21 protein-coding genes and 1 pseudogene are annotated in these 21,723 nt (G+C 71.2%); 13 read left to right on the top strand and 9 right to left on the bottom strand.

The genetic code is table 11. The features are described 5' to 3' along the window. The first annotated feature begins 123 nt into the window (after positions 1–123). Positions 124–993 carry a hypothetical protein gene (locus ABZU72_RS07235; protein ID WP_355018181.1) on the top strand — a complete coding sequence of 290 codons (870 nt, stop codon included), beginning with the start codon at positions 124–126 and terminating at the stop codon, positions 991–993. Between the two features lie 56 nt (positions 994–1,049). Further along, positions 1,050–1,382 carry a hypothetical protein gene (locus ABZU72_RS07230; protein ID WP_355018180.1) on the top strand — a complete coding sequence of 111 codons (333 nt, stop codon included), beginning with the start codon at positions 1,050–1,052 and terminating at the stop codon, positions 1,380–1,382. 1 nt (position 1,383) lies between these two features. Here ABZU72_RS07230 and uppS read toward each other — a convergent pair whose 3' ends face one another. The 4 genes from uppS to ABZU72_RS07210 form a co-directional block, all read right to left on the bottom strand. Then, a complete protein-coding gene (uppS, locus tag ABZU72_RS07225; RefSeq protein WP_355018179.1) occupies positions 1,384–2,049 on the bottom strand; it encodes a polyprenyl diphosphate synthase in 666 nt (221 codons plus the stop codon). After that, a complete protein-coding gene (locus ABZU72_RS07220) occupies positions 2,049–2,594 on the bottom strand; it encodes a GrpB family protein (RefSeq protein WP_355018178.1) in 546 nt (181 codons plus the stop codon). The genes uppS and ABZU72_RS07220 overlap by 1 nt, the downstream gene beginning before the upstream one ends. 25 nt (positions 2,595–2,619) lie before the next feature. Beyond that, positions 2,620–3,090 carry a hypothetical protein gene (locus ABZU72_RS07215; RefSeq protein ID WP_355018177.1) on the bottom strand — a complete coding sequence of 157 codons (471 nt, stop codon included), beginning with the start codon at positions 3,088–3,090 and terminating at the stop codon, positions 2,620–2,622. 66 nt (positions 3,091–3,156) lie between these two features. Beyond that, on the bottom strand, positions 3,157–4,392 hold the full coding sequence (locus ABZU72_RS07210; RefSeq protein ID WP_355018176.1) for an alpha/beta fold hydrolase: 1,236 nt from the start codon (positions 4,390–4,392) through the stop codon (positions 3,157–3,159). 117 nt (positions 4,393–4,509) lie between these two features. Between ABZU72_RS07210 and bioB the strand changes: the two genes are divergently transcribed. Genes bioB through ABZU72_RS07170 form a run of 8 tightly spaced genes read left to right on the top strand, consistent with a single transcriptional unit; the run spans position 4,510 to position 11,957 of the window. Beyond that, complete coding sequence (bioB, locus tag ABZU72_RS07205) at positions 4,510–5,685, top strand: biotin synthase BioB (RefSeq protein WP_355018175.1); 1,176 nt, start codon at positions 4,510–4,512, stop codon at positions 5,683–5,685. Then, positions 5,666–6,985: an adenosylmethionine--8-amino-7-oxononanoate transaminase gene (gene bioA / locus ABZU72_RS07200; RefSeq protein WP_355018174.1), complete on the top strand. Its 1,320-nt coding sequence runs from the start codon at positions 5,666–5,668 to the stop codon at positions 6,983–6,985. The genes bioB and bioA overlap by 20 nt, the downstream gene beginning before the upstream one ends. Before the next feature lies 1 nt (position 6,986). Continuing rightward, positions 6,987–8,105 carry an 8-amino-7-oxononanoate synthase gene (locus ABZU72_RS07195; protein ID WP_355018173.1) on the top strand — a complete coding sequence of 373 codons (1,119 nt, stop codon included), beginning with the start codon at positions 6,987–6,989 and terminating at the stop codon, positions 8,103–8,105. Beyond that, positions 8,102–8,758 carry a dethiobiotin synthase gene (gene bioD, locus ABZU72_RS07190; protein ID WP_355018172.1) on the top strand — a complete coding sequence of 219 codons (657 nt, stop codon included), beginning with the start codon at positions 8,102–8,104 and terminating at the stop codon, positions 8,756–8,758. Before ABZU72_RS07195 ends, bioD begins: the two co-directional genes overlap by 4 nt. A gap of 11 nt (positions 8,759–8,769) precedes the next feature. Then, entirely contained in the window at positions 8,770–9,729 is a 960-nt protein-coding gene (locus tag ABZU72_RS07185; RefSeq protein ID WP_355018171.1) for a metal ABC transporter substrate-binding protein, read from the top strand. Then, positions 9,726–10,544, top strand: a complete 819-nt coding sequence (locus ABZU72_RS07180) for an ABC transporter ATP-binding protein (protein ID WP_355018170.1) — start codon at positions 9,726–9,728, stop codon at positions 10,542–10,544. Before ABZU72_RS07185 ends, ABZU72_RS07180 begins: the two co-directional genes overlap by 4 nt. Then, entirely contained in the window at positions 10,544–11,563 is a 1,020-nt protein-coding gene (locus ABZU72_RS07175) for a metal ABC transporter permease (RefSeq protein WP_355018169.1), read from the top strand. Before ABZU72_RS07180 ends, ABZU72_RS07175 begins: the two co-directional genes overlap by 1 nt. After that, positions 11,550–11,957 (top strand): Fur family transcriptional regulator, encoded by a 408-nt coding sequence (locus ABZU72_RS07170; RefSeq protein ID WP_355018168.1) that lies wholly within the window; start codon positions 11,550–11,552, stop codon positions 11,955–11,957. Before ABZU72_RS07175 ends, ABZU72_RS07170 begins: the two co-directional genes overlap by 14 nt. On the opposite strand, the gene ABZU72_RS07165 is transcribed toward ABZU72_RS07170, so the two are convergent. From ABZU72_RS07165 to recO, 3 genes and pseudogenes are all read right to left on the bottom strand, one after another. Continuing rightward, positions 11,954–12,748 (bottom strand): isoprenyl transferase, encoded by a 795-nt coding sequence (locus ABZU72_RS07165; RefSeq protein WP_350664605.1) that lies wholly within the window; start codon positions 12,746–12,748, stop codon positions 11,954–11,956. The two genes, ABZU72_RS07170 and ABZU72_RS07165, sit on opposite strands and share 4 nt — an antisense overlap. A gap of 139 nt (positions 12,749–12,887) precedes the next feature. Further along, positions 12,888–13,697: pseudogene (locus ABZU72_RS07160) on the bottom strand (YibE/F family protein); the annotation flags it as partial. 342 nt (positions 13,698–14,039) lie between these two features. Beyond that, entirely contained in the window at positions 14,040–14,768 is a 729-nt protein-coding gene (gene recO / locus ABZU72_RS07155; protein ID WP_355018167.1) for a DNA repair protein RecO, read from the bottom strand. Positions 14,769–14,891: 123 nt separating this feature from the next. On the opposite strand from recO, the gene ABZU72_RS07150 reads away from it, so the two are divergent. Together ABZU72_RS07150 and ABZU72_RS07145 are read left to right on the top strand one after the other, a co-directional pair. Beyond that, positions 14,892–15,716, top strand: coding sequence for an ion transporter (locus tag ABZU72_RS07150; RefSeq protein WP_355018166.1), 825 nt, complete (start codon positions 14,892–14,894; stop codon positions 15,714–15,716). A gap of 78 nt (positions 15,717–15,794) precedes the next feature. After that, positions 15,795–17,510, top strand: coding sequence for a protein kinase (locus ABZU72_RS07145; protein WP_355018165.1), 1,716 nt, complete (start codon positions 15,795–15,797; stop codon positions 17,508–17,510). 6 nt (positions 17,511–17,516) lie between these two features. On the opposite strand, the gene ABZU72_RS07140 is transcribed toward ABZU72_RS07145, so the two are convergent. Beyond that, entirely contained in the window at positions 17,517–18,893 is a 1,377-nt protein-coding gene (locus tag ABZU72_RS07140) for a PLP-dependent aminotransferase family protein (RefSeq protein ID WP_355018164.1), read from the bottom strand. A gap of 67 nt (positions 18,894–18,960) precedes the next feature. Between ABZU72_RS07140 and ABZU72_RS07135 the strand changes: the two genes are divergently transcribed. Then, positions 18,961–19,923 (top strand): DMT family transporter, encoded by a 963-nt coding sequence (locus tag ABZU72_RS07135; RefSeq protein WP_355018163.1) that lies wholly within the window; start codon positions 18,961–18,963, stop codon positions 19,921–19,923. Here ABZU72_RS07135 and leuA read toward each other — a convergent pair. Next, entirely contained in the window at positions 19,904–21,664 is a 1,761-nt protein-coding gene (gene leuA, locus ABZU72_RS07130) for a 2-isopropylmalate synthase (protein ID WP_355018162.1), read from the bottom strand. The genes ABZU72_RS07135 and leuA overlap by 20 nt on opposite strands. Positions 21,665–21,723: the final 59 nt, after the last annotated feature.

Genomic DNA, 21,723 nt, shown 5'->3' with positions numbered 1-21,723 from the left:
GGTGTTGAGGGGGATGTCTACAGCGACAGGGAAATCCTATCCGTGGTGTCATCTTGTTATGTACGCCGCCCGTGGGGCCAATTCGCTCGGCCGCTCGGGCTTCTGCCGATAGCGTCGCTGGGCATGGAGTCGAACGCGCGTCGTCTGTGGAAGCTGCTCGAGCCGATCCATGCGGTGGGCTACTTCTCACCCGAACCGATCGCCCTCCTCAAGGAGGCCGGCTACCGCGGCTACTGGATGGGCTACTTCGCTGCCCGGTCCGCCCCGCTGGGCGCTGTTCCGGCCGAAGTCGTCCATGCCGTCTTCTACAACTTCGCCTTCTCACACGTGTCCCGGGCACTTCCCGACGCCTGGACGTACGCTCCGCCCGAGGCTGCGGACAAGGCCCGCCGCACCGGTGCCGTCGCCGCGCTCCGCCGTCACCTCGGCCCGCTCGCCGATTCCAACGAGCTGATCCGGGCTGCCTCGCTCGCCTCGCGAGCCGCTCTCGGCGCTCCGCCGGAGGGACGGGCCCTGTACGCCGCGCTGCGCTCGCTCCCGGTCTCCGAGGACCCGCTGACCCTCCTGTGGGATTCGGCGACGCTGCTGCGGGAGCACCGCGGCGACGGCCACGTCGCCGCCCTGCTCGCCGCCGGGATCGGTGGCCGCGAGTCGCACGTCTTCCACGCCCTCGCCAACGGCACCTCCCCGTCGGTCTACGCCACCTCCCGCAACATCCACGAGACCGAGTGGGACTCCCTCGTCTCCGGGCTGCAGTCCCGCGGGCTCGTCACCGACGACGGCCGCTCCCTCACCGACGCCGGCCGGGAGACCAAGGCCGGGATCGAGTCGACCACCGACGCGCTCGCTGCCACGGCGTACGCGACCCTGGAGCCTGCCGAGATCGACGAGCTCATCGCGCTGCTGCGGCCACTGGCCAAGGCTGTGGTCGCCTCCGGCGAGATCCCCGGCCAGTCACCGATGGGGCTGAACCTCGACGATCTCGATCGCTGACCTTGCCGGGGTGAAACCCGGTTGAGCCTGCGCCTCGCTCGGATCAGACTCGACCCATGAGCGCCTCCGACCTCGACCCTCGCCTCCGCCCCGTTCTCGGCCTGGCCGAGGAGGCCGCGGCGCGCCCGGGGACCGAGGCCGACCTGGAGACCCTCCAGGAGATCTTCGCCGAGGCCGCGATGCTGCTCGACCTCGGCAACGTCCTCGAGGGCCTCGACGAGCACGACGCCCGCGGTGTCGTCGACGGCCTCTGCCAGGACCTCCTCACCGAGGATCCCTCGCAGAGCATCCGCGCCCACGCCGAGTCCGTCCTCCAGAGCGACTCGTCCCACGACCCTGACGGCGTCGCCGTGGCGTACCGGATGGCGGCGTACGCGCTGCAGCTGTGACCTAGCCGCCCGATCGTCTCGCGGCGTAGAGCCCAAATGCCTCGGCGAAGTCGTGCTCGGTGAAGTCGGGCCAGAGCTTCTCGCTGACGATGATCTCGGCGTTCGAGGTCTGCCAGGGGAAGAAGCCGGAGAGGCGCTGCTCGCCGCTGGTGCGGATGACGAGGTCGATCTCCTTGACCGGGCCGCCGGGCAGCGCTGCCGTGATCGCCCGCTCGTCGATCTCCGTGACGCCCGCGGCGATCGCGCGGCGGATGCCTTCGACGATGTCGCCGTGCGGGTCGTAGCCGATCGCCATCGTCAGGTGGGCCGGGCGGTCGGCGGTCTCCCGCTCGGCCGCGCGCAACGCCTCGGCGGCGTCGTCGGGCAGCAGGGAGAGGTCGCCGGAGACGTGGAGGGCCCAGCGGTCGCTGCGTACGACTGTCTTCTGGAGCTTGTCGGCGAGGATGCCGAACAGGTGGCCGACCTGCGACTTCGGGCGCTTCCGGATGTTGTCGGCAGAGAGGACGTAGGAGGTGAGGTGGTCGATCCGCCACCGGGTGCACCAGCCCAGCAGGTCCTCGACATGGTCGGCGCCGACGTCGTGGCCGGCGCCCGGGTTCGCGAAACCTGCCTTCTTCGCCCAGCGGCGGTTGCCGTCCATCACCACGCCGACATGTGTTGGCAGCATCAGCGGCTCGGGTCGTTGAGGGAGAGGATCTGGCCGCGCTCGGCGTCGGTCAGGTCGGAGGCGGCGAGGACCTTCTGGATGACGTCGGACTTGCGGGCGATGTAGGTGTCGATGTCCAGGTCCGGTTCGGCGGCAAGGGCGAGCTTCACCGCTGCGTACTCGTCGCGAAGGTCGTCACGGCGGCGCAGGACATCGCGGACGGCGAGATGGTTGCGTACGTTGAGTGTCCCCGCGGCGCAGACGTAGACGTGGCGTCTCGGATCCTCGTCGGGGGCGAAGAACGCCTCGCGGCCGGCGACGCCGAGATCGCCGCGGTGGACGTAGCCGATGCGTACGAGCGCCGCGACCGCGGCGGGGACGTCCTCCGGCGCGACGATCACGTCGATGTCGAGGATGGGCTTCGCGGCGAGGCCCGGCACCGAGGTCGAACCGACGTGCTCGACGGCAGCCGTCGGACCGTCAGCCAGTGCGCCGCTCAGCGCCGCCGCCACCTTCTCGAACCGGTCCTGCCAGGACGGGTCGTACGCCACTACCTCGATGCTCACAGGAACCAGAGTCTCTCAGGTCGGCTCAGGCTTCGGCGGCAAAGGGCCGAGTCCGAAGGCGCCGGCCGGTGATCAACCCGGCGACGGCGTCGGAGAGCGCGAGGACGAGCGCCGCGGGAGCCGCGGCGAGGACCAGCACTGCGGCGGTGACCGCCGGGCTCCCGGACAGGTCGAAGAGGAGCCAGGCCAGCCAGGTGGCTCCGGCGGTGAGGAACACCAGCACCGCGGAGCCGGCCAAGACTCCCTTGAGGCCGCCCACGACACGCGCCGCGAGCGCTGCGGGCGCGGCGATGGCCACACAGAGCGCCCCGACGGCAGCGCCGAGAAGGACGAGCACCGGCCCCGCGAGCGGTCCGCCCATCCCCTGGTCGCCGGTCGCGGAGGCGACCAGGAGACCGACGTAGACCAACCCGGCGAGCACCGGGTAGGCGAGCCCGACGAGCACCATGGTGACGACGAAGGATGCGGTGCGAACGGCGGTCACGGGCAGACTCATGCGCTCATGATGCCCGGCACCGCCGCGCGCGGCCTCAGATGTTGACCCTTCGTTGACGAACCGTCGTCAGACGCGCCCGCGGACCATCCCGATGAGGCGGTCGAGGACCTCCTCGGGGGCGACCTGGACACCGTTGTGGAGGTGGGCGTTGGTGACCCACGGGCGGAGGGTGGGGACCAGCTCGGCGGTGGCGAGGGAGTGCTCGCGCAGGACGTACGGGTCGTCGTAGTAGACCGCCGCGGCGCACGGGACGTCGACGGATGCCAGCACCGACGGGTCGTAGAGGCTCGGCCACTCGCGCTCGGCCAGCAGGTCCGCCGTCTCGGCGAAGGGAGCCAGCAGCGGGTCCTCGGTCAGGTGCCACGGGAAGAGGTGCTCGGCGGTGAAGAGGGTCGGGTCCTCGTACGCCGCGGGCTGGACGCGCGCGGAGGCCCAGCGGGTGGCCTGGGCATCGGCGTAGCAGGCCTCGTGGACGAGTACGTAGAGCGGCGAGTGGCCGCTGAAGGGCAGCAACGACGCGACCTCGTGCCCGAAGCCGAGCCCCGCCGGATCGCGCTCGAGGAGGTAGTGGATCCGCTCGGAACCGCCAGTCATCCCGAGCAGGCTGCCGATCGAACGCGCCTGGCGGGCGGAGAGCAGGCCGCTGTGCGGGAGCCGGATCTCGCCGGCGTCGCAGCGCTCGACCAGCGCCCGCATCCGGTCGCGGTCGCCAGGGAAGCGGGCGTAGTGGCGCTCGGTGAGCTCGATGGTGCGGGCGAAGGTCGCGGCGTAGATCTCGTCGACGGGCAGGCCGACCGGCGGCACTCCCCCGGTGAACATCACCTCGCGCAGCGACTCGGGATGGGCCGAGAGGTAGCGCAGCGAGCAGAAGCCGCCGAAGGACTGGCCCAGGAGCGACCATCGCTCGATCCCGAGGTGAGCGCGGAGGAGCTCGGCGTCCTCGACGATCGAGTCGGCGCGGAAGTGGGCCAGGTAGTCGGCCTGCTCCTGCGGGCGCGCCCCGGTCATCGCGGTGAGCGGTGTCGACCGTCCGGTCCCCCGCTGGTCGAGGAGGATCAGCCGATAGTCCTCCAGCGCCCGCTCGAGCCACCCCGGCGCCATCGGGAGGTCGATCGGGCGTGGGCTCTCTCCGCCCGGGCCGCCCTGGAGGAAGAGCAGCGCGTCGCGGTCGTCGCGATCGCCCGGACGACGCACCTCGCGGGCGAAGACGGTCAGCGTCTCCGGCCCACCGCCGCGATGGTCGAGGGGCACCTCGATCTCGTGCTCGATCAGGACCAGTCCGGGGATCGTCTCGGTGTACACCAGCCGATCCTATGCCGATCAGATGGACGGCGACGTTGCGGTACGGCCCGGTAGAACCTAACCTGAACACCGTTCAACTGAACGTTGTTCAGGTAGCCATCCCGAGGAGACTCCCGCATGACGACAGCCTTCGACCAGCTAGCCGACCGGATCCTGTCCGGCGGGGCCGCCACCCCGGAGGACGCGGTGGCCGTGCTGCGTACGCCCGACGCGGAGCTGATGGGCGTCGTCGCCGCGGCGGGGCGGCTGCGGCGCGAGCACTTCGACAACACCGTGAAGGTGAACTACCTGGTCAACCTAAAGTCCGGCCTCTGCCCGGAGAACTGCAACTACTGCAGCCAGGCGCTCGGCTCGCAGGCGCCCGTCCTGAAGTACTCCTGGCTCTCCAAGGACGAGACCCTCGAGCAGGCCGGCGCCGGGCTGCGTGGTGGCGCCACCCGCGTCTGCATGGTCTCCTCGGGCCGCGGACCGTCCGAGCGCGACATCGACAAGGTCGTCGAGATGACCTCCGCGCTGAAGGACGCGCACGAGGGCGTCGAGGTCTGCGCCTGTCTCGGACTGCTCAAGGGTGGCCAGGCCGAGCGGCTCAAGGCCGCCGGGGTGGATGCGTACAACCACAACATCAACACCGCCGAGTCCAACCACGACAACATCGTCCAGACCCACACCTACGAGGACCGCGTCGACACGATCGGGAAGGCCAAGGACGCCGGCCTCTCGCCGTGCTCCGGCCTCATCGCGGGCCTGGGCGAGACCGACGAGCAGCTCGTCGAGGCCCTCTTCGCGCTCAAGGAGCTCGACGCCGACTCGATCCCGGTGAACTTCCTGATGCCGTTCGACGGGACGCCGTACGAGAACACCTGGGAGCTCTCCCCCACCCGCTGCGTGAAGATCCTGGCGATGGCGCGCTTCGTCTGCCCGGACAAGGAGATCCGGATCGCGGGCGGGCGCGAGATGCACCTGCGCTCGCTGCAGGCCGCGGCGCTGCAGGTCGCCAACTCGATCTTCCTCGGCGACTACCTGACCTCCGAGGGGCAGGACGCGCTGGCCGATCTGGAGATGCTGCGCGACAACGGCTTCGTCATCCTCGGCATGGACGAGAGCGCGTTCGACGAGCTCATCGAGGAGCACCGCACCAAGGCCGCCGGCCGCGGGACGAGCGGTGGCTGCGGCAGCAGCTGTGGCGACGGCTGCGGCAGTGCCTCTGGCGGGGCCTGTGGTGGCCACGACGAGCAGGACGGCCCAGTGATCCGGCGCCGCGGAGCGGGGACCGATGTCGCTGCCAACGCTTGATTCGGGCTTTGATCTGGGCGCTGATCGGGGCCACGATCTGCTCGCCTTCGACCGCGAGCACATCTGGCACCCCTACACCTCGATGACCGACCCGGCGCCGGTGCGGCTCGTGACCGGCGCCGAGGGCGTACGCCTCCACCTCGACGACGGCGGCGAGCGCCTCGAGGTCGTCGACGCGATGTCGTCGTGGTGGTCTGCGGTCCACGGCTACCGGGTGCCTGAGCTGGACGCCGCGCTCGCCGAGCAGGCCGGCCGGATGGCGCACGTGATGTTCGGCGGCCTGACCCACGCCCCGGCGATCGACCTCGCCGAGCGGCTCGTCTCGATCACCCCGGACCCCCTGCAGCACGTCTTCCTCGCCGACTCCGGGTCGGTGAGCGTCGAGGTGGCGATCAAGATGGCGCTGCAGAGCCAGCGCGGCCGTGGGCGGCCGGAGCGTACGCGCCTGATGACCGTGCGCGGCGGCTACCACGGCGACACCTTCGGGTGCATGAGCACGTGCGACCCGGTCGGCGGGATGCACTCGATGTTCACCGAGATGCTCGCACCGCAGGTCTTCGCCGAGCGCCCGCCGGCGCCGGGCGGTGACGTGGAGGCGTGGGCCGAGGGCGTACGCCTGGTTGCCGAGGCCCACGCTCACGAGCTCGCCGGGATCATCGTCGAGCCGCGGCTCCAGGGCGCGGGCGGGATGTGGGTCTACGACGACCAGTGTCTGGTCGTGCTCCGCGAGATCGCCGACGAGCACGGACTGGTGCTGATCTTCGACGAGATCGCCACCGGCCTCGGCCGCACCGGCGACCTCTTCGTGTCCTCGCTGGTCACCCCCGACATCCTCTGTCTCGGCAAGGCGCTCACCGGCGGCTACATGACCCTGGCCGCGGTGCTGACCACCACCGAGGTCGCGCACGCGATCTCCCGGAGCGAGTCGGGCGTGCTCATGCACGGGCCGACCTTCATGGGCAACCCGCTGGCCTGCGCGGTGGCGCTGGCCTCGCTCGACCTGCTGGCCGCCCGCGGTTGGGAGCAGGACGTACGCCGGGTCTCCGCCGCGCTCTCGACGGGCCTCTCCCCCCTGACCGCCGCGCCCGGCGTTAGCCAGGTCCGCGTCCTCGGCGCCGTCGGCGTGGTCCAGCTCGACCATCCGGTCGATGTCGCCAAAGCCACCGACGCCGCGCTGCGCGAGGGCGTCTGGATCCGGCCGTTCCGCGACCTGATCTACACGATGCCTCCCTACATCACCGGCGAGGACGACCTCGCCCGCATCTGCGGGGCCGTCGCCGCGGCCGCGGAGGTGGCCTGACATGGGTTGGCAGAACTGGCTGGAGGAAGCAGCTGCCGCAAGAGAGGCGGCCGGGCTGACCCGGCGGCTGCGGCCGCGTGGGCCCGATGACAGCGTCGTCGACCTGGCCGGCAACGACTATCTGGGCCTGTCCGGCCACCCGGACGTACGCCGTGCCGCGGCCGAGGCGGCCATGCTCTGGGGCGGCGGCGCGGGTGCGTCTCGGCTGGTCACGGGCACCTTGACCCTGCACGGCGACCTGGAGGCCGAGCTCGCCGACTGGCTCGGTCAGCCGGGCGCGCTGACGTTCTCGACCGGCTACCACGCCAACCTCTCGGTCGTCGGCGCGCTGGCCGACCGGACCGCCCACGTCGTCTCGGACGCGCACATCCATGCCTCCCTGATCGACGCGGTACGGCTCTCCCGGGCCCAGCTGACGGTCGTGCCGCACAACGACGTGGCGGCGGTCCGGGGGGCGCTCGCCGCGCGTCCCGGCGTACGCAGCCTCGTGCTGGCCGAGTCCGTCTACTCCGTCCTCGGCGACGAGGCACCGTTGACGGAGCTGGCGGAGGTCTGCGCGGAGCACGGCGCGCTGCTCGTCGTCGACGAGGCTCACGGCGTCGGCGTGCACGGGCCGGGGCTCGTCCACGGCCACGGGCTTGCCGGGCGACCCGATGTGCTCGTCACCGCGACGCTCTCCAAGAGCCTGGGCAGCCAAGGCGGAGCCGTCCTGGGGCCGCGAGCGGTCCTCGACCATCTGGTCAACACCGCCCGCCCGTTCATCTTCGACACCGGGCTGGCCCCCGCCTCCGCCGCCGCGGCCCTGGCCGCTGCACGGGTCGCGCGCGCTCGCCCGGAGCTCGCCGGCACCATCCGCGCTCGCGTCACCGAGCTGGCTCGGACCCTCGGGATCCCTGCCCCCGCCGGCGCGGTGCTGTCGGTGCCGATGCCGTCGCCCGAGGCTGCGGTCTCCGCGCAGGCGGCCCTGCTCAGCGAGGGCGTACGCGTCGGCTGCTTCCGCCCGCCGTCGGTCCCCGACGGGGTCTCCCGACTGCGGGTCACCGCCGGCGCGGGCGTCACCGACGAGGAGTGGGAGCGGGCCGCCAAGGCCATCGACGCGATCGTGGGTGAGGTCAGATGAGCGGGACGAGCGGGCGGGTCGTGATCGTCACCGGCACCAACACGGGCGTCGGCAAGACCGTCGCGACGGCGACGCTGGCCGCCCGGGCGCGTACGAACGGCGAGAAGGTCGCGGTCGTGAAGCCGGTGCAGACCGGGACCGCCGACGGCGACTGCGACGCCGCCGAGATCCACCGGCTGACCGGGATCGAGGTCCACGAGCTCACCACTCTGGAGGAGCCGCTCGCACCCGACACCGCCGCCCGGCGGGCCGGGGTGGAGATCCCGCCGGTCGCTGCGTACGCTCCGGCGATCTCGGGCCTGGCCAGCGAGAACGACCTCGTGCTCGTCGAAGGCGCAGGTGGTCTGCTGGTGCGCCTGGACACCGACGGCGGCACGCTCCTGGACCTGGCCGACGCCCTGCTCGCCGGGGGCGTACCCACCTCGTTCGTCGTCGTCACCGCGGCCGGCCTGGGCACCCTCAACCACACCGAGCTGACCGTGGCCGCGCTGCGCGCTCGCGGGCACGAGCCCGACGGGCTGATCATCGGCTCCTGGCCGGGCGATCCGGGGCTCGCCGAGCGGTGCAACCGCATCGACCTCCCCCGCGTCACCGGCGTACCCCTGCTGTTCGGCATCCCGGAAGGAATTGACAACCATTCTCAACTAGTCTGAGAATGGTTCTCATGACCCCCACTACCCGCTCCGCTGGCCTCCTCGCCGCCGGCGCACTCCTGCTCACCTCGGGCTGTGCCGCGCTCTCCGACGACTCCGGTTCCTCCGCCTCCGGATCCGACTCGGGGAAGGTCCAGGTCGCGGCCGCGTTCTACCCGCTGGAGTTCGTCGCGGAGCGGGTAGCGGGTGACCTCGCCGAGGTCACGCCCCTCACCAAGCCGGGCGTCGAGCCGCACGACCTCGAGCTCAGCATCAACCAGACCGCCGCGCTGCAGAGCGCCGACCTGATCCTCACCGAGCACGGCTTCCAGCCCGCCGTCGACGACGCGGTCGAGCAGGATGTCAAGGGTGAGGTCGTCGACGTCGAGAAGGTCGTCGAGCTCCGCAAGGCCGAGGATGGCGACGAGGAAGGTCACGAGGACGAGCACGCCGAGGACGAGCACGCCCACGGCGAGACCGATCCGCACTTCTGGCACGACCCGCTGCTGATGGCTCAGTACGCCGAGGGCGTACGCGACGCTCTGGTCGAGGCCGACCCCGACAACGCCGAGACCTACGAGGCCAACGCGAAGGCGCTGACCGAGGACCTGACAAAGGTCGACGAGGAGTTCAAGACCGGTCTGGCCCAGTGCAAGATCAAGGACGTCGTGGTCTCCCACGACGCCTTCGCCTACCTGGACAAGTACGGCCTGGAGTTCGAGTCGATCGCCGGCCTGACCCCCGACGCCGAGCCCAACCCGGCACAGCTCGCCGAGATCGGCGAGCACGCCAAGGAGCACGGCGTGACCACGATCTTCTCCGAGCGACTGGTCAGCACCGCGCTCGCCGACACCCTCGCCGACGACCTCGGTCTGAAGACCGCCGTGCTCGACCCGATCGAGGGCCTCTCGGCAGACACCGAGGGAGAGGACTACCTTTCCCTCATGCGCCAGAACCTCGACGCCCTGAAGGCGGCCAACGGTTGTCAGTGACCAGATCAGGGACCGGAAACAGCACTGTCCCCGCCGATGTCCCCGTGCAGCTCCTGCACGGGGATGTCGCCCTGTCCGGACGTCCCGTCCTTCGCGAGGTGGACCTGACCGTCAAGCGCGGTGAGTTCGTCGCGCTGATGGGCGCCAACGGCTCCGGCAAGTCGACGCTCGTACGCACCCTGGTCGGCCTCAACCCGCTCTCGGCCGGCCGCCTGGAGCTGTTCGGCCGCCCCCTGGCGGGCTTCCACGACTGGTCCCGGGTCGGCTACGTGCCGCAGCGAAGCACCGCCACCGGCGGCGTACCCGCTTCGGTCTGGGAGGTCGTCGCCTCCGGCCGGCTCACCCACCGCAAGCTGCTGCGGCCGCTGCGCAGCGCCGACCGGGCCGCGATCCGGGCGGCGCTCGAGGTGGTCGGGATGGATGCGTACGCCCACCGCGGGGTCGCCCAGCTCTCCGGCGGTCAGCACCAGCGGGTGCTGATCGCGCGGGCGCTCGCCGGCCGTCCCGAGCTGCTGCTGCTCGACGAGCCCACCGCCGGCGTCGACCTGCCCAACCAGCACGCGCTGGCCGGGGCGCTCGGCCGGCTCAAGGAAGACGGCGCCACGATCGTGCTGGTCGCCCACGAGCTCGGGCCGCTGGCTCCCCTGGTCGACCGCGCCGTCGTCATGCGCGACGGGCGCAAGGCCTACGACGGCCCTCCCCTCTCCGACGCCGACGTGCACGCCCAGGGCTTCGACGCCGGGCACGTCCACTGCGACGACGCTTCGACCCCCAAGCCGAACGCCGCCGTCCCGACCCCCCTCAAGGAGCTCTGATGACTCTCCTCGAGCTCTTCTCGGTGCCGTTCATGCAGCGGGCCCTGATCGCGGCGTTCCTTGTCGGGATCGCCGCGCCGGCGGTCGGCACCTACATCGTGCAGCGACGACTGGCGCTGATGGGCGACGGCATCGGTCACGTCGCCGTCACCGGCGTCGCGATCGGCCTGTGGACCCAGACCTCACCGACCTGGGCCGCGGTGGTCGTGGCCATCGCCGGCGCCGTGGTCATCGAGATCGTGCGCGAGCGCGGCCACGCCGAAGGTGACGTCGCCCTGGCGATGCTCTTCTACGGCGGGCTCGCCGGCGGCGTCTTCGTCACCGGGCTCGCCGGCACCGGCGCCTCCCGGCTCCAGGAGTTCCTCTTCGGCTCGATCCTGACCATCTCGGTCGACGACCTGCTCGTGACGATGGCCCTCGCGGTCGTGCTGATCGTGATCTGCGTCGGCCTCTCGCCGCAGCTGTTCGCGGTCTCGCAGGACGCCGACTACGCGAAGGTCGCCGGGCTGCCGGTGCGGTTCTACTCGATCCTCGTCGCCGTGCTCGCCGCCCTGAGCGTGGTGATCGCGATGCGCACCGTCGGGCTTCTGCTCGTCTCCGCTCTCATGGTCGTACCGGTCGCGATCGTGCAGCAGCTGACCCGGTCGTTCCGGATGACGCTGCTCGGCGCGATGGGCGCCGGACTGGTCGCCTCGGTCGGCGGCCTGGGACTGGCGGCCGCGCTCTCCCGCACCGGTGCCAACGTCCAGCCCGGCCCCAGCATCGTGCTGGTCGCCCTGGCCGGGTTCTTCCTGGTCTGGCCGATCGGCGCGTGGCTACGCCGCCGTCGGGCGCTGGTGGCGCCGTTCCCGGAGACCGCGCCCGTGGAGAAGCCGGTCGACGAAGAACACCCGCACCACCACGGAGAGAAGTGCGGTCACGTAGCGGTCGAGCACGGCGACCACGTCGACTACATCCACGACGGCCACCGGCACGCGGCGCACGTCGGCGCGGAGGGAGAGCACTATGACGAGCACTGATCCATTGGCGACTGACCCCTCCGGAGCTCTGCGCCCCACCAAGCAGCGGCTCGCCGTGGCCGAGGCGCTACGGACGTACGACGGCTTCCACTCGGCCCAGGAGATCCACTCCCGTCTCGATGGCACCGTCGGCCTGGCCACGGTCTACCGCACGCTGACCGCGCTGGCCGAGGCCGGCGCGGTGGACGCGATGCGCTCCGAGGACGGCGAGACGATCTATCGTCGCTGCTCCGACACGCATCACCATCACCTGGTCTGCCGTCAGTGCGGCCGCACCGTCGAGGTCGAGGGCCCTGCCGTCGAGCGCTGGACCAAGACCATGGCCGAGGACAACGGCTTCACCGACGTCTCCCACACCCTGGAGATCTTCGGCACCTGCACCGACTGCCGTTAGAGCTGGACCGGGTTCGGCAGCGCGCCGCCGTAGCGGCGGTCCCGGGAGGCGTACGTCTCGATGGCGTGCCACAGATGGCGACGGTCGACGTCGGGCCAGAGCACGTCGGTGAAGACGAACTCGGAGTAGGCCGCCTGCCAGAGCATGTAGTTGGACAGCCGCTGCTCCCCGGAGGTACGCCAGATGAGGTCGGCGTCGGGGAGGTCGGGGACGTAGAGGTAGCGCTCGAAGGTCTTCTCGGTGATCTTCTCCGGACGCAGCTTCCCGGCGCGTACGTCCTCCCCCATCCGCCGCACGGCGTCGGTGAGCTCGGCGCGACCGCCGTAGTTGACGCACATCGTCAGCGTGCAGACGGTGTTGTCCTTCGTCATCTCCTCGGCGATCTTCAGCTCGTTGATGACGGACTTCCACAGCCGCGGCGCGCGACCGGCCCAACGCACCCGGACCCCGAGCTCGTTCATCTCGTCGCGGCGGCGGCGGATGACGTCGCGGTTGAAGCCCATCAGGAACTTCACCTCGTCGGGCGAGCGCGACCAGTTCTCGGTGGAGAACGCGTAGGCCGAGATGGCCTTCACGCCGATCTCGATGGCTCCTTCGACGACGTCGAAGAGCGAGGACTCACCCTCTTCGTGGCCCTTGGTCCGGGGGAGGCCACGCTCCTTGGCCCATCGGCCGTTGCCGTCCATGATGATCGCCACGTGGTGCGGGACGAGGTCCTTGGGGACCGGGGGCGGGGTAGCCCCGGACGGGTGGGGTGTTGGGGTACGGACCGGCTTGCTCACGAGGTGCAACCCTAGTCGGGCGATAGCCAGGAGGCGGCTGCGGCCCGGGAGGCTGCGGCCTGGGCGGGACCATCGCGCGCCGAGGCGCGTCGTACTCCATCTCCTCCGGCCGCCCGGTCGGACCGGGGACGGTCAGCGCGCCGATGATCGTGGTGATCGGCATCGCCAGGACGACCCCGATGCCCGCGGCCATGGTGGCGACGATCTCGCCGGCCATCTGCTCGGTCGTCAGCAGCGAGAGGAACGTGCGGTCGTAGAGCTGGATCACCAGCAGCAGGGTGAGCGCGCTGCCGACGTAGGCGAACACGATCGTGTAGATCGTCGAGGCGACGTGGTCGCGGCCGATCCGCATCGCGCCGCGGAAGACGTCCCAGCGTGAGGTGTCCGGGCCGGCGGCACGCAGCTCCCACACCGCGGAGGCCTGGGTGATGGTGACGTCGTTGAGCGCGCCGAGGCCGGCGATGATCACCGCAGCGACCAGCAGGGTCTGCAGGTCGAGCGCGGCGTCGAGCGAGGAGAGCGTCTGGCCGCTCTCCGAGCCCAGCCCGCTGAGCCGGCTGGCGCCGATCGCGAAGGTGCCGATCAGCGCGGTCACCGCGACCCCGGCGAGGGTGCCGGCGAGCGCCACCGACGTACGCACCGAGAACCCGTGGGTCGTGTAGAGCACCACGTAGAGGATCAGCACCGAGGAGACCAGCGCGACCCACGCCGCGGGCTCGCCGGAGAGCAGCGCGGGCAGCAGGAACAGCCACACCACCGCTCCCGCGAATCCCAGGCCGAGCACCGCCATCAGCCCGCGCAGGCGCGCGACGGCGACGACACAGGCGACGAAGAGGCCGACCAGCAGGAGCAGCGGCGGCCCGCGCTTGACGTCGAAGAAGGCGTACGTCGCCTCCCCCTCCTTCTCGGTGCGGGAGAGCTCCACCTCGTCGCCGGTCTCGAGCCCGGAGCGGGCCATCGGGGTCGAGATCTCCACCGCCACCTCGGTGCCGGTGTCGGGTCCGCTGGTGAGCGTCGCGGCGGCTGTGTTGCAGCCCTTGGGCGTGCCCTCGGCGCTGCACGGCTCGGCGACCGAGGTCACCTCGGCCGTCTCGAAGACGACGCCGTCGGCGACGAACTCCTGCGACCCCTGGAGCTTCTCGACCGCGGCACGGTCTGGCCACCACAGGGCCACTCCGACGAGTGTGATGACGGCCACGAGCACGAGCGAGACGGTCAGCACCAGCCGCGGCAGGGCCTCGACCTCCACCTCGGCGTCGTGCCCACCGTGGGAGTGGCCGTGGGAGTGGGCCATCGTTCCTCAGCTCTCGACGTATTCCAGCGAGCGCAGGTTGCGGTCCAGATGCCAGGAGAGGTACGCGGCGACCAACCCGCTCGCCTGCCTGCTGGTCCGGTCCTCGGCGCCGCCGACGGTATCCCAGTCACCTGAGAGCAGCGCACCGAGGTGACCGAGCGTCTCGGGCGAGGGCGTCGCCGAGCCCGGCACCCGGCAGGTCGTGCACAGCGCGCCACCCATGGACACGTTGAACCACCGGTGCGGCCCCTCCAACCCGCAGCGCGCGCAGGCCTCGAAGCTCGGCGCGTAACCGGCGACGGCCAGCGAGCGGAGCAGGTAGGAGTCGAGGACGTGGCGGGGAAGCCGGTCGCCCTGGGCGAGAACCCGCAGCCCGCCAACGAGCAGCAGATACTGCTGCGGCGCCGGCTCGCCCTCCTCGTGGACCAGCCGGTCGGCGGTCTCGAGCATCGCGGTGCCGGCGGTGTAGCGGTCGTAGTCCAGCCCGATCCCGGCATGGAACAGGGTGAGGGTCTCGGCCTGGGTGATCGTGTCGAGGTTGCGCCCCTCGGCGAACTGCAGGTCGACGTGGGTGAACGGCTCCAGCCGCGAACCCCACCGCGAGGTGGTGCGCCGCACGCCCTTCGCCACCGCACGCACCCGTCCGTGGTGGCGGGTGAGCATGGTGATGATGCGATCAGCCTCACCAAGCTTGTGGGTGCGAAGCACGATGGCCTCGTCGCGGTAGAGGGGCACGACCCCATTCTGCCGCGCGGCACCGACAACCACGGCAGCGACAGACCGACTGATGGCCCACATGACGGCAACGAGGCGTGTGGGTCGTCGCCTTTGGTGGATGCGTCTCCTATCGTGCCGGTCATGAGCTCAACAGGCATCGCGACCGTGCCGACCCGCCCCGCGCGCGACGACCGCGAGCCCGGCACCGCCGCCGGACCGCCGGTCACCGTCGTCGACTGGCTGATGCTGGTGCTTGCCATCTTCTCGGTCGCGGCGGCCGTGTGGGTGACGTTCTGGGACGTGTCGCAAGTCTGGTACGACCGGGTCGTCACCGCCGACTACGTCGTGTGCGCCATCTTCGCCATCGAGTTCGCGTGGCGCTGGCGCCGCTCAGGGCTCGGCTGGAAGTTCCCGCTGATGTACTGGTACGAGCTGCTCGGCATGATCCCGCTCGGCGTCGCCGCCAGCCCCGCCTTCCGCAGCCTCCGGCTGCTGCGGATCGTGCTCATTCTGCTCAGGCTGATGCGCGCCGCCGACCGTGCCTTCGGCGACCGGGTATCGGCGTACGTGGTGGGGAGGTTCTCCGGGGCGATCGTCGATGCGATCCGCAAGCCGATCACCGTCGCGGTGCTCGACGAGGTGATCGCGGTGATCCAGACCGGCAACTACACCCGGCACATCTCCAGCGCGATCGAGGAGAACCGCGCCGAGATCGACACCCTCATCATCGACCTCATCCGTCAGGACCAGGCAGCCGGGAAGCTGAGGTACCTCCCCTTCCACGACGACGTCGTCCGGCTGGTGGCCGACACGGTGCTACGCCTGGTCGACCAGGGCCTGGCCGACCCGCGGGTCCACGAGATCATCTCCGACGCCATCCGCGAGTCCGCCAAGGAGCTGCGGGAGAACATCGGCTCGGACCACCACTCCGCGGTCAAGCGGGATCAGGAGCGGTTCGGCAAGTAGGTCTCGATTTCTTTGCGAAACCCGCTGAAGTAGGTGTCACCGCAGTCCACCGGGCCGGATTCAGGGCATGATTCCGCCATGAGCGCGACCTTCCCGACCAGTCTCGGGCGGCTACAACAGGTCCGCCACATCGGCGCCGGCGCTTTCGCCTCCGTGTGGCTCTACTACGACCCCGATCTCGACTCCCACGTCGCGGTCAAGGCGCTCTCCCCCGGGTGGGTGTCGAACCCGGAGATCCACAAGCGCTTCCTCCAGGAGGCTCGGCTGCTCCGCTCGGTCGACTCGCCCCATGTCGTGCGTGTCTACGACATCGGCCAGACGAGCACCGGCATCCCCTTCTTCGTGATGTCGTACGCCGACGGCGGCTCGGTCGCCGACCTGCTCAAGCGCTCCCCCGGCGGCCTGGACGTGCACGAGGTCGCCGACATCGTCGCGCAGGCCGCAGACGGACTCATGGCGCTGAAGGCTCGCGGGGTGATCCACCGCGACATCAAGCCCGCCAACCTGCTGCTCACCTCCGAGACCTCCGGCGGCACCGCGGGCGCTCGCCGGGTGATGATCGCCGACCTCGGCGTGGCCCGCTCGCTCGACTCGCTCAACGAGGTCACCCGCGACATCGGCACCCCGTCCTACATGGCGCCCGAGCAGCTCGACCCGTCACTGCCGATCGACCACCGCGCCGACGTACGGGCCCTGGGCGCGGTCGCCTGGGCCCTGCTCGCCGGCCGCTCCCCCGCCCCCGCTCTCGGGCTCACCTCCCGGGTGCCCGAGGCAGGTTCAGTACGTCCCCTCCCGGCCCCGATCAGCCAGGCCATCGCCCGGGCACTGGAGCCCCGGGCCGAGGACCGCTGGCCCGACGCGCGCTCGTTCGCCGACGGGCTCCGCAGCGCGGTCAAGGGCACCCCCGTCACCCCCGGACCGCAGCCTCACTCCGCGGCCCAGCCCCCGCCGCCCACCTCGCCGTGGCAGAAGTCCGCGGCCCCGCCGAGCGGGCCGCCGAGCGGTCCACCCAGCGGCCCGCCGACCGGATCGCCCTTCGAGCAGCCCACGACGGTGCCCACGAGCATCGCGACGCAGCACCCGCCGAAGCGGAAGCGCACCGGGCTCCTGGTCGGCGGCCTGGCCGCGGTGGTGGTCGTCGGGCTCGTCGCAGGGCTGATCTTCTTCGTGACCAATGGGGGAGGTGACGTACCCGAGGCCGGTGAGTGTCGCAATCTCGACTATGCCGCGGCCACCGAGTTCGTCGACGAGACGGAGCCGGTGGACTGCGCCGAGCCGCACACGCTCTACACCTTCCACGTCGCCACCGACGTGAAGGCCTACAACGACAACGAGGCCGCCGGGGCCGCCTGCTTCACCCGCCTGGAGACCGGCCTCGGACTGCACCCCGAGACGCTGGCCCGCACCGCCTACATCGTGAGCTGGTACTGGCCCTCGGAGGCCACCTGGAACGACGGCGACCGCTACGTACGATGCGATGTCGGGGTGACGGTCCAGGGGGCGCCGATGATCGACCTGCCCGAGGACCCGGTGCCCGACCCGTTCCCGGCCGACCTGCGGGCCTGCATCGACAGCAAGATCGACAAGGTCGTCCGCTGCGGGACCACCCACGACTACATCGTCGTCGACACCTTCGAGATGACCGGCGACACCTACCCCGAGCAGAGCGAGACCAACGTCCAGGGGCTGGGCGGCTGCCCGACGGACGCGACGATGTTCAAGGCGCCGTTCCGGACCGCCTGGATGGCCGGCAGCCGCCTGGGACTCTGCGCGAAGTACGACGTCGAGTCCTAGCGACTCCTAGGAGATCAGTGGCGCCAGCCGCCTGACCGCCTCCCGGAGGCGGTCAGGGGTCGTCGCCGCGTAGCCGATCACCAGGCCCCGCGGACCGTCACCCTCGCGGTGCCGGCTCAACGGGTGGACGGCGATGCCCGCCTCGAGCGCGGCCGTGGCGAGAGCCGCGTCGTCGACTCCCTCGGGCAGCGTCGCCAGGACGTGCAGTCCAGCCGCGACGCCTCCGACCCGAACGGCAGGCAGGTGCTCGGCGAGCGCCTCGAGCAGGGCGTCGCGGCGAGCCTTGTGTCGCTGCCGAACCAGTCTCAGGTGCCGCTCGAAGGCACCCGAGGTGAGCATCCGCGCCAGGGTGATCTGGGGTAGCGCCGGGCTGGCCAGGTCGAGCCAGTATCGCGCCTCGACCAGCTCCTCCTGCATGCCGGACGGGGCGACCAGCCAGCCGATCCGCATCGCGGGCGCGAGCGTCTTGGAGACGCTGCCGAGATGGACGATCCGGTCGGGTGCGAGCACCTTCACGGCCGCGACCGGCGGCCGGTCGTAGCGGTGCTCGGCGTCGTAGTCGTCCTCGATCACCAGCCGGTGCGGCACCGCCCGAACCCACTCGACCAGCTCCCGGCGCCGCTGCGGGGAGAGCACGACCCCGGTCGGGAACTGGTGCGCCGGCGTGACCACGACGGCATCGACACCGCTGGCATCGAGCGCCGCCACGTCCAGACCGTCACCGTCCACCGGCACCGGGACCGTCGTCATCCCCCACCGCTGCAGGTGCACGCGGCCGCCGTACGACCCCGGCTCCTCGAAGCCGACCCTGGTCCGGCCGCGCTCCTCCAGCCAGCGCGCCAGGAGCACGAGCCCCTGGGCGACGCCGTTGATCACCAGGATCTCGTCGGGCGAGACCGTGAGGCCGCGGGTGCGGCCCAGCCAGACCGCGAGCGCCTCCCGCAGCGCCGGCACGCCGCGCGGGTCGCCGTAGCCGAGGTCGGCGCTGCCGATCTCGGCGAGCACCTCCCGCGACGCCTTCGCCCACGCGGCCCGTGGAAACGCCGAGAGGTCGGGCACTCCCGGGGAGAGGTCCAGGTCGGGAGTCGGCAGCCGAGTGGCGGCACCGAGGCGGCGTACGGCTCCGGGGACCGCGCTCACCCGGGTGCCGCCGCCGCTGCGGGCCGAGAGCAGCCCCTCGTCGGTGAGTCGCTGGTACGCCTCGACCACCACCCCGCGCGAGACGCCGAGCTGGGTGGCGAGGGTGCGCGATGCCGGCACCCGGGCCCCGACCGCGAGCCGGCCGTCGGCGACCGCGTCGCGCAGCGCACCGGTGAGCCAGGCCGCCAGCCCACCCGGCGGCACTCCGGTCGGGTCGAGCTGGAGGAAGTCCGTACCCGTCATTTGGTCCACTCTGCCACGCCTGGTTTGGATCTGTCTGCCAGACCAAGTTCGGGCGAACCTCGTAGACATGACCACCGAAGCCCTCCCACACCCCGATACCGCCGGCGGAGCAGCACCGAACCGCGGCACCCTGCTCGGCATCGTCTTCGCCGCGGCCGGGATGGTCTGCGTCGGCAGCAGCGTCGCCGTCTCGGCCGCGATCACCGATGCCCCGCTCTTCACCCTGCAGAGCGTCCGGTACGCCCTCGCCGCCCTCCTCCTGCTCGCCGTCGCGCGGGTCACCGGCTGGCGGGTGCCACGGCCGCGAGGTCGCGAGTGGCTCTGGCTGGCCGGGGTGGCGACCGCCGGCCTGGTGCTCTTCAACGTCGGTGTCGTCCGCGGTGTCGCCCACGCCGAGCCGGCGGTGATCGGCGTCGCCGTCGCCGCGGTCCCGATGCTGCTGGCGGTCGTCCCGGCGGTCGCGACCCGCACCCTCCCGGCTCGCACGGTGATCATCGGGGCCATGGTCGTGACCGCGGGAGCCGTCGTGGTCGAGGGCTTCGGGAGGACCGATGCGGCCGGGGTCGGCTACGCGCTCCTGGTGCTGGTCTGCGAGGCGGGCTTCACGCTCCTGGCGGTGCCCGTCCTTCCGCGCCTGGGCGCGTTCGGCGTCTCGTTCCACTCGGTGTGGATGGCCACCGCCGGGATGGCCGTCATCGGTGTCGCCACCGAGGGACCGGCCGCCGTCACCACGCTCGACACCGTCGACCTGCTCGCGGCGCTCCACCTGGCCGCGGTCGTCACCACGCTGGCGTTCCTGCTCTGGTTCACCGCGGTCAAGCGCCTCGGCTCCGGCCGCGCCGGCCTGCTGACCGGCGTCGTGCCCGTGTCCGCGGCCGCCCTCGGCGTACCCCTCAACGGCATCGTGCCCGGCCCGATGGTGTGGGTGGGCACGGCGGTGGTCGCGCTGGGCCTGGTGATCGGGCTGCGCGGGTCGCCGCTGCGGGGTCGCCCCCGCAGCGGCGCCGAGGTCAGCCGCGCGGGATCGTGACCGCCTGGGCGCGGTTGGCCGCGCAGACGACGGCCCGCAGGGAGGCGGTGACGATGTTCTCGTGGATGCCGATGCCCCAGACGATCTCACCGGCGATCTCACACTCGACGTACGCAGCCGCGGCCGCGTCGCCACCGGCGGAGAGCGCGTGCTCGGCGTAGTCGAGGACCCGGATCTCGGCACCGGCATCCTTCAGCGCGTCGACGAACGCGGCCACCGGGCCGTTGCCGACGCCCTTGTAGGTGCGCACCTCACCGCGCACCCGCAGGTCGACGATCTGCTCGTCGCCGCCCTCGGCGTCGGTCACCGAGGACCAGCTCTCCAGGGCGTACGGCTCCTCGCGCTCGAGGTACTCGGCGGAGAAGATCGACCAGATCTCCTCGGGGCTGACCTCGCCACCCTCGGAGTCGGTGTGCTGCTGGACCACGCGGCTGAACTCGATCTGCGCGCGACGTGGCAGGTCCAGGGAGTGCTCGGTCTTGAGCAGGTAGGCCACGCCGCCCTTGCCGGACTGGCTGTTGACCCGGATGACGGCCTCGTAGGTGCGGCCGACGTCCTTGGGGTCGATGGGCAGGTAGGGCGCCTCCCACGGGATCTCGCTGGTCGGCTTGCCGGCCTCGGCGGCGATCCGGTCGAGGTCCTCCAGGCCCTTCTTGATGGCGTCCTGGTGGGAGCCGGAGAAGGCGGTGTAGACCAGGTCGCCGGCGTAGGGGTGGCGCGGGTGGACGTTGATGTTGGTGACGTACTCGACCGTGCGGCGGATCTCGTCGATGCCGCCGCCGACAGTGAAGTCGATCTGCGGGTCGATGCCCTGGGAGAAGAGGTTCATGCCCAGGGTGACCAGGTCGACGTTGCCGGTGCGCTCACCGTGGCCGAACAGGCAGCCCTCGACGCGGTCGGCGCCGGCCATCAGGCCGAGCTCGGTGGCCGCGACCGCGGTGCCGCGGTCGTTGTGCGGGTGGAGGCTGATCGCGGAGTGCTCGCGGCGGGTCAGGCCCCGGCCGAAGTACTCGATCTGGTCGGCATAGGTGTTCGGGGTGGACATCTCCACGGTGGCGGGCAGGTTGAGGATGATCTCCCGGCCGGCCTCCGGCTGCCACACGTCCGAGACCCGCTCACAGACCTCGAGTGCGTAGTCGGTGTCGGTCTGGGTGAAGATCTCCGGGCTGTACTGGTATCCGAAGTCCTCGGTGCCGATCAGCTCGGGGACGTGCTCCTCGGCGTACTTCATCACCAGCTCGGTGCCGCGCACGGCGATCCCGATGCACTCGGCCGGGGTCACGTTGAACACGACCCGGCGGAACAGCTCGGCGGTGGCGTTGTAGAGGTGGATCGTGGCGCGCGGGGCGCCGGCGATCGACTCCGCGGTGCGTGAGATGAGGTCCTCGCGGGCCTGGGTCAGGACCGAGATCTGCACGTCATCGGGGATCCGGTCGTCCTCGATCAGCTTGCGCACGAAGTCGAAGTCGGTCTGCGACGCCGACGGGAAGCCGACCTCGATCTCCTTGTAGCCCATCGCGACCAGCAGCTCGAACATCCGCAGCTTGCGGGCCGGCGTCATCGGGTCGATCAGGGCCTGGTTGCCGTCACGCAGGTCGGTGGAGAGCCAGCGCGGGGCCTTGGTGATCTTCTTGGCGGGCCAGGTGCGATCAGGTACGTCGACGGGCACGAAGGCGCGATAGCGCTGGTGCGGCATCCCCGACGGCTTCTGCTGATTGCTGGAGTTGCTCAGGTTGGTCATGCGGAATCCTCAACAGATGGAAGCGAGTGCCGGCGCACGTCGAACCTCCGCAGCGAGGG

Source organism: Nocardioides sp. NPDC004968 (assembly GCF_040608935.1).
Taxonomy (GTDB): domain Bacteria; phylum Actinomycetota; class Actinomycetes; order Propionibacteriales; family Nocardioidaceae; genus Nocardioides.
Note: the sequence above shows the minus strand (reverse complement) of the source record. Positions and strands in the feature narration are given on the sequence as shown.

What these genes read in the sequence shown, in the direction of transcription:
- ABZU72_RS07235 (WP_355018181.1), top strand. Translation starts at nt 124, where the DNA reads ATGGAGTCGAACGCGCGTCGTCTGTGGAAGCTGCTCGAGCCGATCCAT.
- ABZU72_RS07230 (WP_355018180.1), top strand. Translation starts at nt 1,050, where the DNA reads ATGAGCGCCTCCGACCTCGACCCTCGCCTCCGCCCCGTTCTCGGCCTG.
- uppS (WP_355018179.1), bottom strand. Translation starts at nt 2,049, where the DNA reads ATGCTGCCAACACATGTCGGCGTGGTGATGGACGGCAACCGCCGCTGG.
- ABZU72_RS07215 (WP_355018177.1), bottom strand. Translation starts at nt 3,090, where the DNA reads ATGAGTCTGCCCGTGACCGCCGTTCGCACCGCATCCTTCGTCGTCACC.
- bioB (WP_355018175.1), top strand. Translation starts at nt 4,510, where the DNA reads ATGACGACAGCCTTCGACCAGCTAGCCGACCGGATCCTGTCCGGCGGG.
- bioA (WP_355018174.1), top strand. Translation starts at nt 5,666, where the DNA reads ATGTCGCTGCCAACGCTTGATTCGGGCTTTGATCTGGGCGCTGATCGG.
- ABZU72_RS07195 (WP_355018173.1), top strand. Translation starts at nt 6,987, where the DNA reads ATGGGTTGGCAGAACTGGCTGGAGGAAGCAGCTGCCGCAAGAGAGGCG.
- bioD (WP_355018172.1), top strand. Translation starts at nt 8,102, where the DNA reads ATGAGCGGGACGAGCGGGCGGGTCGTGATCGTCACCGGCACCAACACG.
- ABZU72_RS07185 (WP_355018171.1), top strand. Translation starts at nt 8,770, where the DNA reads ATGACCCCCACTACCCGCTCCGCTGGCCTCCTCGCCGCCGGCGCACTC.
- ABZU72_RS07175 (WP_355018169.1), top strand. Translation starts at nt 10,544, where the DNA reads ATGACTCTCCTCGAGCTCTTCTCGGTGCCGTTCATGCAGCGGGCCCTG.
- ABZU72_RS07170 (WP_355018168.1), top strand. Translation starts at nt 11,550, where the DNA reads ATGACGAGCACTGATCCATTGGCGACTGACCCCTCCGGAGCTCTGCGC.
- ABZU72_RS07150 (WP_355018166.1), top strand. Translation starts at nt 14,892, where the DNA reads ATGAGCTCAACAGGCATCGCGACCGTGCCGACCCGCCCCGCGCGCGAC.
- ABZU72_RS07145 (WP_355018165.1), top strand. Translation starts at nt 15,795, where the DNA reads ATGAGCGCGACCTTCCCGACCAGTCTCGGGCGGCTACAACAGGTCCGC.
- ABZU72_RS07140 (WP_355018164.1), bottom strand. Translation starts at nt 18,893, where the DNA reads ATGACGGGTACGGACTTCCTCCAGCTCGACCCGACCGGAGTGCCGCCG.
- ABZU72_RS07135 (WP_355018163.1), top strand. Translation starts at nt 18,961, where the DNA reads ATGACCACCGAAGCCCTCCCACACCCCGATACCGCCGGCGGAGCAGCA.
- leuA (WP_355018162.1), bottom strand. Translation starts at nt 21,664, where the DNA reads ATGACCAACCTGAGCAACTCCAGCAATCAGCAGAAGCCGTCGGGGATG.